The 14,480-nt window shown below is 47.3% G+C and carries 20 protein-coding genes; 17 read left to right on the forward strand and 3 right to left on the reverse strand.

Annotation, left to right across the window (positions count from 1 at the left end; all coding sequences use genetic code 11):
* Position 1 precedes the first annotated feature (1 nt).
* From AAZR23_RS03660 to AAZR23_RS03700, 9 genes are all read left to right on the forward strand, one after another.
* Positions 2 to 1,063 carry a phage head morphogenesis protein gene (locus AAZR23_RS03660; RefSeq protein ID WP_434690583.1) on the forward strand — a complete coding sequence of 354 codons (1,062 nt, stop codon included), beginning with the start codon at positions 2 to 4 and terminating at the stop codon, positions 1,061 to 1,063.
* A gap of 65 nt (positions 1,064 to 1,128) precedes the next feature.
* A complete protein-coding gene (locus tag AAZR23_RS03665) occupies positions 1,129 to 1,815 on the forward strand; it encodes a hypothetical protein (protein ID WP_218455443.1) in 687 nt (228 codons plus the stop codon).
* 5 nt (positions 1,816 to 1,820) lie between these two features.
* The gene (locus tag AAZR23_RS03670; RefSeq protein WP_218455444.1) at positions 1,821 to 2,801 is read left to right on the forward strand and encodes a major capsid protein; all 981 of its coding nucleotides are present in this window, start codon (positions 1,821 to 1,823) and stop codon (positions 2,799 to 2,801) included.
* Positions 2,802 to 2,825: 24 nt separating this feature from the next.
* A complete protein-coding gene (locus AAZR23_RS03675; protein WP_004242363.1) occupies positions 2,826 to 3,203 on the forward strand; it encodes a DUF7370 family protein in 378 nt (125 codons plus the stop codon).
* Between the two features lies 1 nt (position 3,204).
* Positions 3,205 to 3,546, forward strand: a complete 342-nt coding sequence (locus tag AAZR23_RS03680; protein ID WP_062772597.1) for a hypothetical protein — start codon at positions 3,205 to 3,207, stop codon at positions 3,544 to 3,546.
* Between the two features lies 1 nt (position 3,547).
* Positions 3,548 to 3,916: an HK97 gp10 family phage protein gene (locus AAZR23_RS03685; protein WP_218455445.1), complete on the forward strand. Its 369-nt coding sequence runs from the start codon at positions 3,548 to 3,550 to the stop codon at positions 3,914 to 3,916.
* Positions 3,913 to 4,284 (forward strand): phage tail termination protein, encoded by a 372-nt coding sequence (locus AAZR23_RS03690; RefSeq protein WP_434690588.1) that lies wholly within the window; start codon positions 3,913 to 3,915, stop codon positions 4,282 to 4,284. The genes AAZR23_RS03685 and AAZR23_RS03690 overlap by 4 nt, the downstream gene beginning before the upstream one ends.
* Before the next feature lie 64 nt (positions 4,285 to 4,348).
* Positions 4,349 to 5,104: an Ig-like domain-containing protein gene (locus AAZR23_RS03695; RefSeq protein ID WP_434690591.1), complete on the forward strand. Its 756-nt coding sequence runs from the start codon at positions 4,349 to 4,351 to the stop codon at positions 5,102 to 5,104.
* Between the two features lie 50 nt (positions 5,105 to 5,154).
* A complete protein-coding gene (locus AAZR23_RS03700; RefSeq protein ID WP_434690594.1) occupies positions 5,155 to 5,853 on the forward strand; it encodes a DUF6246 family protein in 699 nt (232 codons plus the stop codon).
* A 2-nt stretch (positions 5,854 to 5,855) separates the two neighbouring features.
* On the opposite strand, the gene AAZR23_RS03705 is transcribed toward AAZR23_RS03700, so the two are convergent.
* On the reverse strand, positions 5,856 to 6,554 hold the full coding sequence (locus tag AAZR23_RS03705; RefSeq protein ID WP_220730920.1) for a DUF4145 domain-containing protein: 699 nt from the start codon (positions 6,552 to 6,554) through the stop codon (positions 5,856 to 5,858).
* A 42-nt stretch (positions 6,555 to 6,596) separates the two neighbouring features.
* Here AAZR23_RS03705 and AAZR23_RS03710 point away from each other — a divergent pair, with 42 nt between their 5' ends.
* Complete coding sequence (locus AAZR23_RS03710; RefSeq protein WP_220730921.1) at positions 6,597 to 6,863, forward strand: hypothetical protein; 267 nt, start codon at positions 6,597 to 6,599, stop codon at positions 6,861 to 6,863.
* On the opposite strand, the gene AAZR23_RS03715 is transcribed toward AAZR23_RS03710, so the two are convergent.
* Together AAZR23_RS03715 and AAZR23_RS03720 are read right to left on the reverse strand one after the other, a co-directional pair.
* Complete coding sequence (locus AAZR23_RS03715; RefSeq protein WP_220730922.1) at positions 6,854 to 7,387, reverse strand: hypothetical protein; 534 nt, start codon at positions 7,385 to 7,387, stop codon at positions 6,854 to 6,856. The genes AAZR23_RS03710 and AAZR23_RS03715 overlap by 10 nt on opposite strands.
* Complete coding sequence (locus tag AAZR23_RS03720) at positions 7,384 to 7,635, reverse strand: Arc family DNA-binding protein (protein WP_220730923.1); 252 nt, start codon at positions 7,633 to 7,635, stop codon at positions 7,384 to 7,386. Before AAZR23_RS03720 ends, AAZR23_RS03715 begins: the two co-directional genes overlap by 4 nt.
* An 84-nt stretch (positions 7,636 to 7,719) precedes the next feature.
* Here AAZR23_RS03720 and AAZR23_RS03725 point away from each other — a divergent pair, with 84 nt between their 5' ends.
* The 7 genes from AAZR23_RS03725 (at position 7,720) to AAZR23_RS03755 (ending at position 14,479) form a co-directional block, all read left to right on the forward strand.
* Positions 7,720 to 7,884: an Arc family DNA-binding protein gene (locus AAZR23_RS03725; RefSeq protein WP_214182888.1), complete on the forward strand. Its 165-nt coding sequence runs from the start codon at positions 7,720 to 7,722 to the stop codon at positions 7,882 to 7,884.
* Between the two features lie 66 nt (positions 7,885 to 7,950).
* A complete protein-coding gene (locus tag AAZR23_RS03730) occupies positions 7,951 to 8,838 on the forward strand; it encodes a phage antirepressor N-terminal domain-containing protein (protein ID WP_434690599.1) in 888 nt (295 codons plus the stop codon).
* A gap of 217 nt (positions 8,839 to 9,055) precedes the next feature.
* On the forward strand, positions 9,056 to 9,457 hold the full coding sequence (locus tag AAZR23_RS03735; RefSeq protein ID WP_434690602.1) for a hypothetical protein: 402 nt from the start codon (positions 9,056 to 9,058) through the stop codon (positions 9,455 to 9,457).
* 84 nt (positions 9,458 to 9,541) lie between these two features.
* Positions 9,542 to 10,027: a type VI secretion protein gene (locus AAZR23_RS03740; RefSeq protein WP_247717451.1), complete on the forward strand. Its 486-nt coding sequence runs from the start codon at positions 9,542 to 9,544 to the stop codon at positions 10,025 to 10,027.
* A 64-nt stretch (positions 10,028 to 10,091) separates the two neighbouring features.
* The gene (locus AAZR23_RS03745; protein WP_434690605.1) at positions 10,092 to 13,415 is read left to right on the forward strand and encodes a tape measure protein; all 3,324 of its coding nucleotides are present in this window, start codon (positions 10,092 to 10,094) and stop codon (positions 13,413 to 13,415) included.
* Between the two features lie 39 nt (positions 13,416 to 13,454).
* The gene (locus AAZR23_RS03750; protein ID WP_048822323.1) at positions 13,455 to 13,784 is read left to right on the forward strand and encodes a phage tail protein; all 330 of its coding nucleotides are present in this window, start codon (positions 13,455 to 13,457) and stop codon (positions 13,782 to 13,784) included.
* Positions 13,781 to 14,479, forward strand: a complete 699-nt coding sequence (locus AAZR23_RS03755; RefSeq protein ID WP_166707618.1) for a phage minor tail protein L — start codon at positions 13,781 to 13,783, stop codon at positions 14,477 to 14,479. Before AAZR23_RS03750 ends, AAZR23_RS03755 begins: the two co-directional genes overlap by 4 nt.
* Position 14,480 lies beyond the last annotated feature (1 nt).

A 14,480-nucleotide genomic window follows, 5' to 3' on the forward strand; every position in this document is an offset into this window, starting at 1 on the left:
TATGCGGCCGGGTCTCATTTTTGATAATGCACTGATGATTCAGATTATGCTGGAAAGGCTCAAATCATCAACTGCTGACACACGTGAACTGGTGTCAGATATTCGCGCTGCTGTAGCATCTGCATTATCCGGATATTCCGGTAGTGTTTCCTCAGTCAGCAGAGCGAAATCAATTGCGCTGGCGCTGAGAAAAACGCTGAAGCCAGTTCTTTCCGGTTATTCTGACAGGTTACTTGATGACATTATCAACGCCGCTGTTGTGATGGCAGACGCTGAATATCACGGGTTTAACTCACTGGTAAAAAACGTTAATCCGGCTGATACTGACAAGGTGCGCAGAGATGTGCAAAACATACCGCTCTCTCTGACGGGATGGAACCGCTCCCTGTTTCTCGCCAAATTCATTGAGTCGTGGGCCGATACAGCCATGCAGCAGATAGAGAATCAGGTGGTGATATCGTTGTCGTCAGGCGGGAGTGTGGCTGACCTGCAATCAGCGATTAACGGAACTTCAGCGGAACCGCTGATAATCGCAGCGGCAGTGGTTGGCAGGGTGGTCAGGGGATTTCAGACTGTTGCCGGAACGACATTACAACATGCTCACAGTGTGGCGGCGACGGATTTCTATAAAGAGAATTCTGACCTGATTAAGTATGAGGAATTCAGTGCAATACTGGATAACAAAACATCGGCAGTGTGCCGTTCTCTGTCCGGCCGCCGTTATCCGCTTGGTAAAGGACCGAGGCCTCCGCTTCACCCTAACTGCCGTAGTCGCTTGCTCCCGGTGCTTGATGAAAAATATGCAGACTTGTTTGTCACAGAGCCGGTCGGTAATTCTGAATGGGGCGAAGAAACTTATTACGAGTGGCTTTACCGCCAGCCAGCGAACAGGCAGAACATTGTGCTTGGTAAGACCAGGGCACAGTTATTCCGTGAGGGCGGGTTATCACCGGAACGATTCGCAAAATTACAACTCGATAAATACTTCAAACCAATAACACTGAAGGAACTTCAGAAAATCATACCCGATGCCTTCAGAAAGGCCGATATCGAACTCAAATGACCCGCTCCGGCGGGTTTTTTATTACCTGTAGTCAGTGACTACACCATCAAAACCAGAGGTTGACGATGTTTAAGTGGAAATTAACCAAAGAAGAATTTGACGTGCTGACTGAAGAGCATAAGGCCATGTACAAAGAAGCCGGTGACGGATACCAAGTCCAGATTGACGGCATGCCTGACATCCCGGATGTGTCCGGTCTTCAGAAGAAAGTCGATGAACTGTTATCTGAGAAGAAATCAGAACAGGAAAAGCGCCGTCAGGCTGAAGAAGCCGCAAAGAAAGCTGCAGAAGAACAGGCCCGTAAAAACGGTGATATCGAATCACTGGAAAAGAGCTGGGCTGAAAAACTCAACATCCGCGAAAAAGAGTTACTGACACAGTTACAGGAAAAAGATGCCAGCCTGCAAAAACTTTTGGTTGATAACGTCGCGCAGTCGCTGGCGACAAAACTTGCGGGTGACAGTGCCGCGCTGATTGTGCCGCATATCAAATCACGCCTTGCCGTTGAAGATGGTAAAACCCGCGTGGTGGACGCAACTGGGCAACTATCAGCTCTGACTATCGATGAGCTGGAAAAAGAATTCAGAAATAATCAGTTATTTGCGCCGGTCATTATCGGCAGTAAGGCAACCGGAACCAGGGGTGACGGAGGCAAAGACAAATCACCTGCCGGAGGCAGTGATAAACCCAAAAGTGTGAATCCATTGGTGGATCGCGCACGTGAAATCATTGCAAAAAATACAGAGGCATAAGATTTATGACATTGCATATTTTTCAGCACCAGGTATCTCTGGCAGCGACAGAGCTGGTGGCTCAGGCAGTACAGCAGTTTAATGAAGCATCCGGCGGTGCGCTGGTTTTCGGTGATGGTGACCATATTGGTGATTACATTGAGCAGACATCATGGCAGTTACTTGGTGGTCTGGCACAGCGTCGTAATGCATACGGATCAGGTAATCTTACACCGCAGGAGTTAGGGCAAATTCTCGACCGGATGATTAAGGTCGATGGTCGTATCGGGCCGGTATCTGTCACTCCGACGATGATGAAGCGCCTGGGTAAAGACGTAGCAGAAGCGGCAGCGGTAGTATCTGCGCAGGCTGCAGAAGCGATGCTTCAGGATTATCTGAACACTGCCGGTGCGGCACTGAAAGCGGCAATCTCCGGCAACGCAGCGGCAGTTACTGACCTGACAGCAACAGGAAGCGCACCATCACTGCGCGGGCTAAACAAAGGCACCCGCCCGTTTGGTGATGCGTATTCCCGTATTATCGCCTGGCTGATGGACGGTGCAACGTTCAATGACTTTATGGACGAAACACTAACCAACTCCAGTAACCTGTTCCAGATTGGTAACGTGGCCATAAAGCAGGACGGATTCGGACGTCGTTTTGTAATTTCTGATATTCCGTCTCTGTCTGAAGGTAATAAGCAGCATTCACTCGGTCTGGTTACCGGTGCGGCGGCTGTACAGACCTCACCGCTGATCATGAAAGCGCAGGACGTTCTCGGACAGGAAAACATTAAGGCTCTGATGCAGGGGGAATATGATTTCACCATCGGTTTGCGTGGTTATCAGTGGGCGAAGGACAGTATCAAGTCACCGACTAACGAACAGGTAGCCGCAACTGATAACTGGAAACAAATTGCTGCAAGCATCAAAGACACTGCCGGGGTTATGGTGACATTCGGTAAAGATGCTGATGCAGGCGGTAAGGCTGCTAAATCTGCGAAGTAATCGCAGTAATAATCCGGAGGTGATATGGCAGTACAAATCAGTCCGGAGCAGATAGGTGAGCAACTGGAAATGATGGGGTTTGAGGCTCCTGATTTTGCGGTTGCCGCCGCATTATCTGTAGTGGACAGCATTGACGGATGCCTTGATAAGGCAGGGTATACGGATGCGGTGATGACGCTTATCAAGGTGTATTCCGTCATCCTCATCCTGTCTGCGGCTGATGTCCGTAAAATTGCATCAGAACATGCACCGTCCGGTGCTTCAGTTTCGTACCAGTATTTTGCTGACGGCAGAAAATCGTTGCTGAAATTGTTATCCGCACTGGATACCGCCGGATGCACAGATAACCTGCCTATTGACCGGCCGGTCAGCATTATTCAGTTTGACGTGAACCGGGGGTGATATGGGTAAAATCCTTCGCCGGTTCTGCAAGGGATGGGCAACTATCTGGAAGATTGAAGGCAAAGACAGTTACGGCAAGCCGAAATTTTCAGAGCCCATTCATATCCGGTGTGACTACGGAAGCAGGATGAGTGACGGAACAAAAACGGTAGGCACTGAAATTGTCATCAAAAATGTCATCTGGACGGAATACAGCGAAGCCACACAGGATGATTACATCGCTATCGGCAAGCATGACGGACAAGATCCGTTCGTGGCCGGAGCCAGCAGAATCAAAGCTGTTGACCGTGACCGCGATATTAACGGCGGCAAAGATGACTACACTCTAACAACGGCGGTGTGACATGGGAGCAAAAGTAATCGGTATTAACCGTGCTGTTGCTGACCTTAATGCGCTGGTCGGTAATATCACGTCAAAGAAAGTCAGCAGGGCCATGCATCGTGCGCTGGATATCGGCGGCAGACAGGCTGCGGTATACACACCGATTGATACAAAGACACTGATCAACTCTCAGTTCCGTGATGTGGAGGTGAAAGGAACGTTGTTTACCGGGCATGTAGGTTACTCAGCATCCTATGCCGTTTTTGTTCACGACCCGAATGTGAAGCAGAGCTTCCGCAGACCGACAGCGAAGAAAGAATTCCTCACTAAAGGCTTTGAGGAAACACAGCAGATGATTGACCAGGCTGTCACGGAGGAAATGCGCATATGACCACCATTGAGCAGGTTAAGCGTTATTTTTCTGAGTCAGGGCTGTCTGACGGTTTTATCATTCAGGACTATGAATGGTCAGAATCCGGTGGGCACGACCTGGATGCGTACATGGTTTTTCAGCAGCGGGATGGAACCGGAAGAATCAATGATCTTGGTGGTGACGATTTTTTCACAGTGTCGTTAATTTCTGGCAAGGGCTGGGTTGAATTCGTCGCTCAGAGAGCCTATGCAATACTTGATTATGTCAGGTGCCATGCTCAGTCTCATGGTCTTAATTTCATCATCAATACATCCGGGTTCGTGAATCCGGTTCAGACGGCAGAGGGGAGGTATTGGATTCCCCTGACCTTCCGCTGCACATCATAAACAAACACACTTCAAACAGGTCGCTTCGGCGGCCTTTTTTATTTGCAAATAAAGAGGTTACAACATGGCACAATGCCCTGATGATAAAGGCCTGGTGATGGGTAATGCGGGAATTCTCCGCATCGCGCCCGGTTGCCCCGGTACGGCTCCTGAACAGTCCGCGTTTCTGCGTCTCGGCGCACTGACCAGCAAAAGCGTGGATTACGGAACTGAAACAGTTACATCCAAGGCTGATGACACGAAAGGCCTGACTGAGGCCATCGTGACCGGTCTGGATTTAACCATTAAGTTTGATGGTGAACTGAAGCGCAAAGGTGCTGATGGTTCCACGACTGCTTTTGATATCGCCAAAGAAATCCTTGCTGAAGTCAAGGCCAGCCGTCAGCCGTCATATTGGGTGCAGCTCGACATGAAAGGCGATGGTAGTGATGTGATTCAGGGTTACATGAACTTCACATCATGGTCTATGGAGTTCCCGACCAAAGAAATCTCCACGTATTCCGGTGAACTGAAAGTCGCAGACGCTGACAGCTTTGAATGGCTGCAGGAAGAAATCGTGGTTCAGAGTATCGCAGCCAGCCCCGCGACACTGACTGTGAAAGCCGGTGAAACTGCAACATTCACGGTCGGATTTAATCCGGTTGACGCGACAAACAAAAATTACGAAGTGGTCAGCGATAAGCCTAACTTCGCTACCGTCAGTAAGCTACTGAATGTTGTCACTGTCACCGGTGTCGCGGCTGGTACCGCGAATATTACAGTCACATCGGAAGATGGCAGTAAGACGGCGAAATGTGTCGTTACAGTCACTGCGGCCTAAATATTACAAAGGGTATCTCCGGGTGCCCTTGATAATGTTCAGGAGGATATATGACACCGCGTTTAGAATACGGCGAGATGGTGATATCCACTGCCGAAAATGATTACCTGTTCCGCCCGTCGCTGGATGCCATGACGCGAATCGGTGAGCCTAAAGAGATTGTGGGTGCGTTTACGCAATTAAATGGCGCAGAGGTACAACAAATTATAGCGTCTGCTGTAGACGCTTACGGAGTGGTTCCTGAATGGCTGATTGCACTGTTAAATAAACCGGTTTACGGGCGCAGCATTTTATCGACAGCAATGGACGTGATGCAGGCATGTTGTAACGATGACTGTTCTGAGGTTATCGGTGAATGGCGGGTTGGCAAATCCGGCATGGTGTACCGGCGCGGAGCTATGCATTATCGCGATATCATCCTGCTGGCGCGCGAGCTGATGACCCACGGCATTATCGGTAAAGCTAAGGTGCGCAAACTCCAGCGCAACGAAGGTAAAGACGAATACTCCGACGAGTTCCGCGCCGTCGATTACATCAGTGCCGCCCGTGTGCATTTCAACATCACCCGCAATGAAGCGGAGCAACTCACGATGACTGAGTTTGTGATGATGCTGAAAGCGAAATATCCGGATGAGAAAGGCTTCACAGCAGATGAGTATGAGGCTATCACCAAGGCCGATGATGCCCGTAATGATGATCTGATTAAGGGTACGCGTCGGTTGGTGAGCAGAAGGATGGCACGAGAGTAATATTATTTCTGTTTCGGCTTATCTCTGTTTTCTGCTGCCTGCCGTGGGCCTTCTGGCATCGACCAGAACATATTGTCAATTTCTTTCGGTTCGGTGATACCTTGCTGGACAATCATGTTGATGAGTGCGAAAAGCTTAAAAGATACATCCTCAAAATCATCATCACTAATAGTACCTGGATGAACCGCATTGTTGCCAACAATACGAATGATATCGGCGGATCTGATTAGTTTTTTCGATACCAGTTCATCTTCAGCTAATTTAGCTAAATCAGCATTGATATTTTTACCTTCTCCACCGAGATGCACGCAAAGTTTCTGTAACCCTAAGCGGAGAAGGGCTACAGCGCCACGCGGAGACTTTTGGTAGATGCTTGCGGCCTCAAGATAGTCTTTTTTAATATCATCTGGCATATCGTCAGATGGGGCTGGTGCAATCGTTGTGTCAGGATATATCATATATCCATCTTGGCTTCTGCTTAAAAATGAACGAGCAGAGTCTGACGATGACACTGCTTGCGTTACACGCCAGATGTTTTCTTTGTTGCAGTGCGAGCAAGTAGCGCATATGTAACTAATCACTTTTGGATAGCCTTTTGCTCTGTTACTGGTTAAGTCTCCCCATAACATATGTGAATACGCATTACAGTGCGGGCAATGATACGCCTCACCTTTAAATGTTGGTGCTACATATTCAGACATCTCACATCCTTATCATTAAGTTAACCGGTATTCTGGTGAATTATGAACCAATTAGATATCTATTTGAAACAGGATGATGTGAAAGACCATCATCAGAAAAAGCAACGTTTTAAGCTTGTATACATTGACGAGGTTGTTCATGGCTCATTCCTGATAACAGAGTTCTGCAATGGTGAAGTGAGGCATTACACACAGAAATCAGGTGAACAGCCGGTGCTAAATAACACGCAGCCATACAGCAGCAGTGATTCGTTTTACCCGTCACTGGCGATTCACATTTACGCATCAGCGATTGGAGATCAGCCCTGACCAAGAGCGGCAGATATTACTCTCAGTATCTCGCCGGGATTCGTAAGCGCAGTATCTATGGCTTTTGTCATTACATGACGCAGGCCATCTACTGGCAATTTTTTCAGTTCTGTTTTTAATACGCTTTTTTCTGCATCACTGACGTTAAGCCTGTCAATATAGGAAGTTAATGCTTCCAGAGTGTCATCGTGAAGCTTTATGACATTGACGTTTAGAATCGCACCAAGTCCACCGTCTGCACGTAAGAAATCAATCCCTTTGTTTGTAATGCTTATCCAGCTTGGTTCTAACACTATTGGCATATTCATAGCGTGCGAATCTGCGGCATTAGACCTCGGGCATTCGGATATATCCAACAGGTCGCTTCTGGACAGGTAGATAATGTTGTCATAGAAATCTTTGTACGTATTGTATGGGGCGCACAGTTCTTGCCACTCTTCGCTGGTGACATGCCCGTTTTTAAGGTGATAAAACGCCAGTAGAATGCTTTGCTGCCATTCAGGATTGAATCGGTCGTAAGTCATTTTTTATCCCCATACAGCTTAACCAACGTGTCGAACACTGATCTTTTCAGCGCTTCCGCCTGTTGGTCTGCCATACGCTCAGCGTCATTTCGGTAACCTGATACTGGAGATGGTTGACTCAATGCATCCTCAATGATTTGCAGAAGCTCAGAGTTAACAGAGCGTCCATTTATGGCTGCACGTTGCTTTAGCTTATCCCGCATTTCTGGCGGCATCCTCAGTTTAAACTGCGGGTATTCTCTGCTCATTTAATCACCTTAATTTTTCTTGACAGTCTATAACGGTGATAGTACATTCTCAAGTGAACCACGGTGGTTCATTGTGAGGTGAGAATGAAAGGAGCAAGAAAACTACCACAGCTTAATTTCAGATGGCCTGAAAAGGACGTCAACGCAGTTAAGCAATGGGCTGAGAAAAACGGAAGGTCTTTAAATAATGAAGTTCACAGAATTGTGATGGATTTTTTAAAGAAGGAAGGTTTTGTAGATGCCAAATAAAGGTAAAGGCTCCACTGCGTGAACAGTAAGAGCCTTTGGTTTGCCAGAAACTTCGAGGTAACTAGCATGACAAGTATATCAACAATCAACGTACCTTTCCACGGCGACAATCTGTATGTCGTCAATTACAACGGTCAGCCGTATGTGCCAATGAAGCCAATCGTTGAAGGTATGGGATTAACATGGCAATCGCAGTTTGAGAAGGTAAAACAGCGGTTCAAATCAACCATCACGGAAATCGTGATAGTTGCCGCAGACGGTAAAGAGCGCAATATGCTCTGCTTGGCTCTGCGCAAACTTGCTGGTTGGTTACACACCATCAGCCCAAACAAAGTTAAACCTGAAATCCGTGACAAAGTAATCCGCTATCAGGAAGAGTGCGACGATGTTCTGTATGAGTACTGGACTACCGGCGAGGTGAAGAAAAAACCAAACTTCCGCCAGTCCACTGCGAAAGAACTCATCCCGTTACGCCAGACAGCCGAGCGGCTTATCGCTCACGGTGTTGGTAATATCTACCCTGACATCTGGAAGCACGTTCACGCTGAGTTCGGTGTACAGCACATTAACGAATTGCTGCCTGAGCAAATTCCGCTAGCGATCTCGTATTTGGACGCGCTGGAAGGTGAGTATCTTTCGCAGCAGAAGGCGCAGCTTGAGCCGAAGCTGGATATCAATTATCCACTTACCTGGTATCCGGATAATTTCCCGTATGTTGATATGTGCTTTTACAAACAAGGGCAACTGAGAATAACCAGTTCGGTGCTGGTTGAAACCAGAAGCCCGAGTCGAGAAATTTTCAGCAAACTGAAAGCCAGTGGTTATGATGTTACGGCAGCAGAGGCTGAAATTGCCTCGCTGAGGCACTTTGTTTCCGAATTATCATGGGCGATTGATAGTATCGGTGGATTTGTTCAGATGAGAGATCGAATCAGTAAAACATTCACTGCATAACCCACAGGCCATGGACGGCCTTGTAATTCAGATCACACGCCGCCTCTTAATTGAGGCAGTTATACATGTATACTCTACTGACACAACGGAAAACGACAAAGAGGGTAGGCGTGCTTACTGAACATATAATGACAGACAAAAAAATATTATTTTTGATTTTTTTTATGCATTTTCAAGACTTGAGTTTTTACTGAAAAAGCACAAGTTTTATTGCAAATTGGATAGCTATGGTAACGCAGGATCTTCATGGAAAAAATTTATTAAAAAAAATAAAGAAAGATTGAATGAGAAAGCGGTTCCATCCGGTGCGGATCTTTTAAATTTATCCCCAGGAAAACAAGTTATTTCAGTTGTTGATGGTAAAAAAATCATAAGCTGGAGTCATGGTGGTTATACAGTTAATGAGGACGGCAGTGACTACTTGGAGCAGGTAATATTTGCCATAAAAGCAGTAAGAAATAACCTGTTTCATGGGGGGAAGGAGTTAGGTAATATCCCAGGTGGGGTAGAATATGACGAGCAGAGAGATGTTGATCTGTTGCTAACAAGTACTTTAGTTATAACTCAAATAGTAAAAGAATTGGGTTGGAGTCGGGAGTTCTCTTTTCAGCAGGAATAATCATAAAGCCCCGGAAGGGGCTTATTTTTTGTCTCCACCGCATGCTTGCATGTTGAATTATAATTGATTATTGAGGGTGGGGATGTGAAGAAGCTATTGATCAGTATTTTACTGAGTACTGTGCCATTGGTCGCAGTTGCGGAAGGCGATTACCGCGATGAAGGAAACTGGTTTATAAAAAAAGAAACTAACAAACTGACTGATAAAACAGATGTTTATGCCATGCTTAGCCCATCAAGTGGTAGTGGAACCTTATTTTTAAGGTGCGCGAATAACAAAACAGAGGCTTTTTTGTCTGTAGATAATTATCTTGGAAGCGGTTATGGCACACCAATAACGACAAGAATCGATGGTGGTAAACCTATCAAATCCTCTTGGAGTATGGGCGAGGGTGGCGATGCAGCCTTTGCGCCAAAATCATTGGCTTTCATTAAAAGCATTAGCGGCAAGAAAGAATTGATAATTGGCTATAGTCCATACGGAAAATCACAAGTGATCGCTGAGTTTAATTTAAATGGAATCGATAAGGTTGCGAGTGAGATATCAGTCGCTTGCGGCTGGAAAATGTAGATTTACTAAGTTATGACGCAAACCCTGCCAACCGGCGGGGTTTTTCATTTTAAGGAGCCGGTAAATGGCACAAGTAGGCGAAATCGTATATCAGGTGCAGATGGATGTTGCTCAGTTGCTGACATCACAGCGTCAACTGGATCAGCGACTGAGAAATATGGAGGGCGGATTTAACCGCACAACGACCTCCGTCAATGGTACAGAGCGGTCAATGGCTGCCTTGTCACGGGTTGCCGCATCTCTGACTGCTTACTTGTCTGTGTCAGCCGTTACCAGCTACGCGGAAGCTTGGACGGTGCTGAATAACAAACTCGTCAACTCCATAAAGACCGGAGAGACGCTGGCGGTGGTGAATCAGCGCGTGTTTGATATTGCTCAGAACAGTCGTTCAAGCCTTGACGGTATCGCAACGCTGTATTCACGACTGGAAAGAGCGATGCGCAGTGCCGGGCTCAGCGGCGAAGAGTTAGGGCAGATAACCACCACTATCTCAAAGGCAATGACCGTTTCAGGTGCCACAGCAGCAGAATCAGAAGGTGCACTTGTCCAGTTATCACAGGCACTGGCATCTGGTGTACTGCGCGGGCAGGAATTTAACTCAATGAGTGAACAGGCTCCGGCACTGATGAAAGGACTTGCGGATTCACTGGGTGTCAGCATCGGCAAGCTGAGAGCGATGGCCGCAGAAGGCAAATTAACCACGGATGTACTGTTAAAAGCATTCCGTGAAATGGGACCAGCTATTGAGAAGGAGTTTGCGAATACAACACAAACAATGTCGCAGTCTCTTCAGATCGCCAGCAATAATATTACTAAATTTTTTGGCGAAAACACCACTGTTAAGACATTTATAAACATCTTCAACGACGCTACCGTATCTGCCAGCAACAATCTGGAATCACTGGCTAACGTATTGCTTATTGCAGCCGGTGTCATGGGGTCTAGATATGTTGGAGCTCTTACGCTATCAGCTACCGCTCAGGCAAAGAAAGTTAAAGAGACACTTGCCGGTATGGCGGCGACAAAACAAGCGGTCAGAGTTGAGATCGAAGCCGCCACGGCAACAATCAACAGAATTGCAGCTGAGAAGACTTTGGCTGTGACAGTTCAGCAGTCGCTGGGTGCGCAGTTGGCGGCAGCCACTACTGAAGCGCAGAGAACCAGAATTCGCCGTGAATTGGCAGTAAACTCAGCAGTAATAACAGGATTAACACAGCAGGAAACCGCGGCCACAAATAGTCTCGCTGCGGCACAGAACAGACTTAACGTTGCAAGTGGGTTGGCAAGCAAAGCTCTATCCTTGATTGGTGGACCGGTTGGTGCTGCGATGTTGGCCGGAGCCGCTGTGTATTATTTTTTCCAAAAAGCTGAAGAAGCAAAAAGATCAGCACAAGAGTTTGCTGATTCACTAAATGAATTGCGTGCCAGCATGGATAAAATGTCTCGCACCGAACTGGCAGCAAAAATAGCAGATGCCAGGGACGAGCTCGAAGTTCTGACGGATGCTCAGCGCTCTGCAGAGCAGGAGGTTAAAAATCTCAAAACAGCATACAAAGCATATTCTGATGGGGTATTACACTTTGGCAGTACCCAGGAGAACCTCGAAATAATATCCAGAAAATTAGCAAAAGCAGAAGCCAATCTTGAGCGCGTGCAAAATGACAGAAGCAAGACTGTGAATTTTATCAGTGCAGCGCAAGCGAAGCTAAACGGGGAATTGTTGCAGGGCGAGGAGCTGCTAAAGCGAGAGGCGAGTACTTTGCTACCTAATGCCGGAGCAGCACTTCGCGCTTACGGACTTGACCTTGACGGAGCCACAAAAGCAAAACAAAAGTTCAATTCAGCAAGCCTGAAAGTTGAATGGTCAGATGCTGGCGCTGACATGAAAAAGACGCTTGAACGTGAAATTGAAATGGCTGGAGCGAAGGATGACGTAGTAAGACGTCAATTACAGGTCAAGTATTATGTTGAAGATAAAGGGATATCAGAGCAGGAAGCTGAAAAACTTGCTGAATTAGCTGCTAAAGCTGGCGAGGCAAGCGAAGCCAAAAAAACCGGTATTAAAATATCAAGGGAGGCGGTATCCGAAGCAAAAAAAGAAGCAACAGAAGCGAAAAAACTCAAACAGAAGATAACTGACCTGGCTAATGCGACGAAGGTTACAGAGTTGGAAACAAAAGGCCTATCCAGAGAGGCGGCAATCCTTGAGGCAGTGCAGAAGCTTGGGTCAAAGGCTAATGCAGCACAGATAGCAGAAATAACTGAACTTGCCGGTAAGGAATACGACCTCACTCAGAAGATAAAAGACCGCAAAGAGGCATTTGAGCAAAACCCTCAGGCAAAAGTTGATCAGGATATGAAACTGGCCGGAGAGCAACTCGAACGGCAACTGAAAGGTAACCTCATCACCGAGGAGCAGTATCAGAAACGCAGCATTGAGTTAAAAGCGGAACACGCCAGAAAAACGGCGGAGATAAATGCGAAATCAGCCGTCACTCCTGTCCAGGAAATGGCGGCTCAGGTTGATCCTGTTCAGGCGCTGGCTAATGAGCACGCTCAGAAGTTGGCACTGATTAAAAATTTTGAAAATCAGAAAGTTATTACGGCACAGCAAAGTCTTGCGCTGATAAATGCAGCAAACACTGAGTATGAGGAAGCAAGACTGAATGCTCAGTGGGAAATCTGGCGTAATCAGAGTCAGGCCAATCAGTTTCTCGCAGATGGTCTTGATGCTCTCGGTCAGCGCTCATCCAACGTACTGACAGGGCTTATTACCGGCGCACAGAGTCTTAATGATGCATTCCGTAATGTAGCGTCAACCATTGTTGATGAGGCTGTAGGGGCGTTAGTTCAGATGGGGATGCAGCAGATTAAAAATATGGTTGTTGGTGAGGCCATGTCAACAGCAGCGCAGGCATCTACTGTTGCTCAGGCCGTGGCAGCACAGTCAGCATGGGCTCCAGCGGCAATGAGTGCTGCTATTGCAACGATGGGAGCGGCGGTTACAGCCGGTTCAGCGTCTTACATGTCAGCCATGGCGGCAAGTAAAACAATGGCTGTCGCCGGTGCCCGTTATAACGGTGGCCCCGTTGACGCTAACAAAATGTATCGCGTTGGTGAGAACGGGCAGCCTGAAATATTCAAGGCATCGAACGGTCATCAGTACATGATCCCCGGTGACAGCGGAAAAGTAATCAGTAACCGGCAGATGGGTGGCGATGGTGGTGTCAGCATGGGGGATATGTACTTCAATTTTCAGGTTCAGGCTCCCAATGGCATGACAGAAAAGGAAGCAACAATGATAACCAGGATGGTTAAAGGTACTGTATATGACGTTCTGATGACAGAAATCAGAAGCGGTGCAATACAAGGTAATCAGCGCTATTAACAGCCACCAGTACGGTGGCTTTTTTAATGGAACCGATAAATGGATGAATTTAAATGGCGTCCTGAGGATGCTTGCCAAATTAATAATGAACCGAAGGTCAGGGTTGCAAAATTCGGCAATGGCTACGAGCAGAGAGCCAAAGACGGAATCAATAATCACCTTAAAACATATAACCTGGCATTCATCAAACCGGTTTCTGTCGGACGTGAAATAGATAATTTTCTCAGTCAGCGTGGGGCAGTGGAATCATTCCTGTGGCTGACAGGGGATGACAAAACCCTGCGGACATTCGTGTGCCGTAGCTGGCAGGTAACGAGGAAACAGTCTGTCTGGCAGATTGATTGTGTATTTGAGGAGGTGGTTGCGTGAGAGATATTCCGGCAGATATGCGGATTGCGGTTACTCAGATTGAACAATCAGCAATGCTTGATTTGTATGAGGTGGATTTAAGTCGCTTCGGCGGGAATGTATACCGCTTTCATGACGGAATGAACGGCCTGTTGAAACCGGTGATTTGGCAGGGTAACCGATATGATCCGTATCCGGTTCAGGTAACCGGACTCAGCATGACAGCGCAGGGAGCGTCAGCAAGGCCGAAGATGACATTCGCCAACATTGATGGGTTGCTGACTGCAATCAATAACGATTATGACGACGCACTGGGGGCGATTGTTACCAGACGGCAGATTATGGAGCAATATCTTGATGCGGTAAATTTTCCGGATGGAAACAATCAGGCAGATCCGTCCCGTGAGGCTGTACAGAAATTTGTCATTGAGCAACGTGAAAATTCAGACTCAGATTTCGTTACATATGTGCTGGCGCTGCCGACAGAAACAGATAATGCACAAATTCCCGCTCGGGTTATTCAGGCTGATATATGCCCGTGGCGATATCGTGGACAGGATTGCGGGTATGACGGGCCTCCTGTCGCAGACGAAAAGGATCAGCCGACCAATGACCCGACAAAAGATCAGTGCTCTCATAAGTACCGTGGCTGCAAACTTCGCCACTCCTCAGTATTGCCGTTCGGTGGGTTTCTCGGCTCCAACAAACTAGGTTAAC

The organism is Morganella sp. Je.2.23 (genome assembly GCF_051129855.1).
Taxonomy (GTDB): Bacteria; Pseudomonadota; Gammaproteobacteria; order Enterobacterales; family Enterobacteriaceae; genus Morganella; species Morganella sibonii.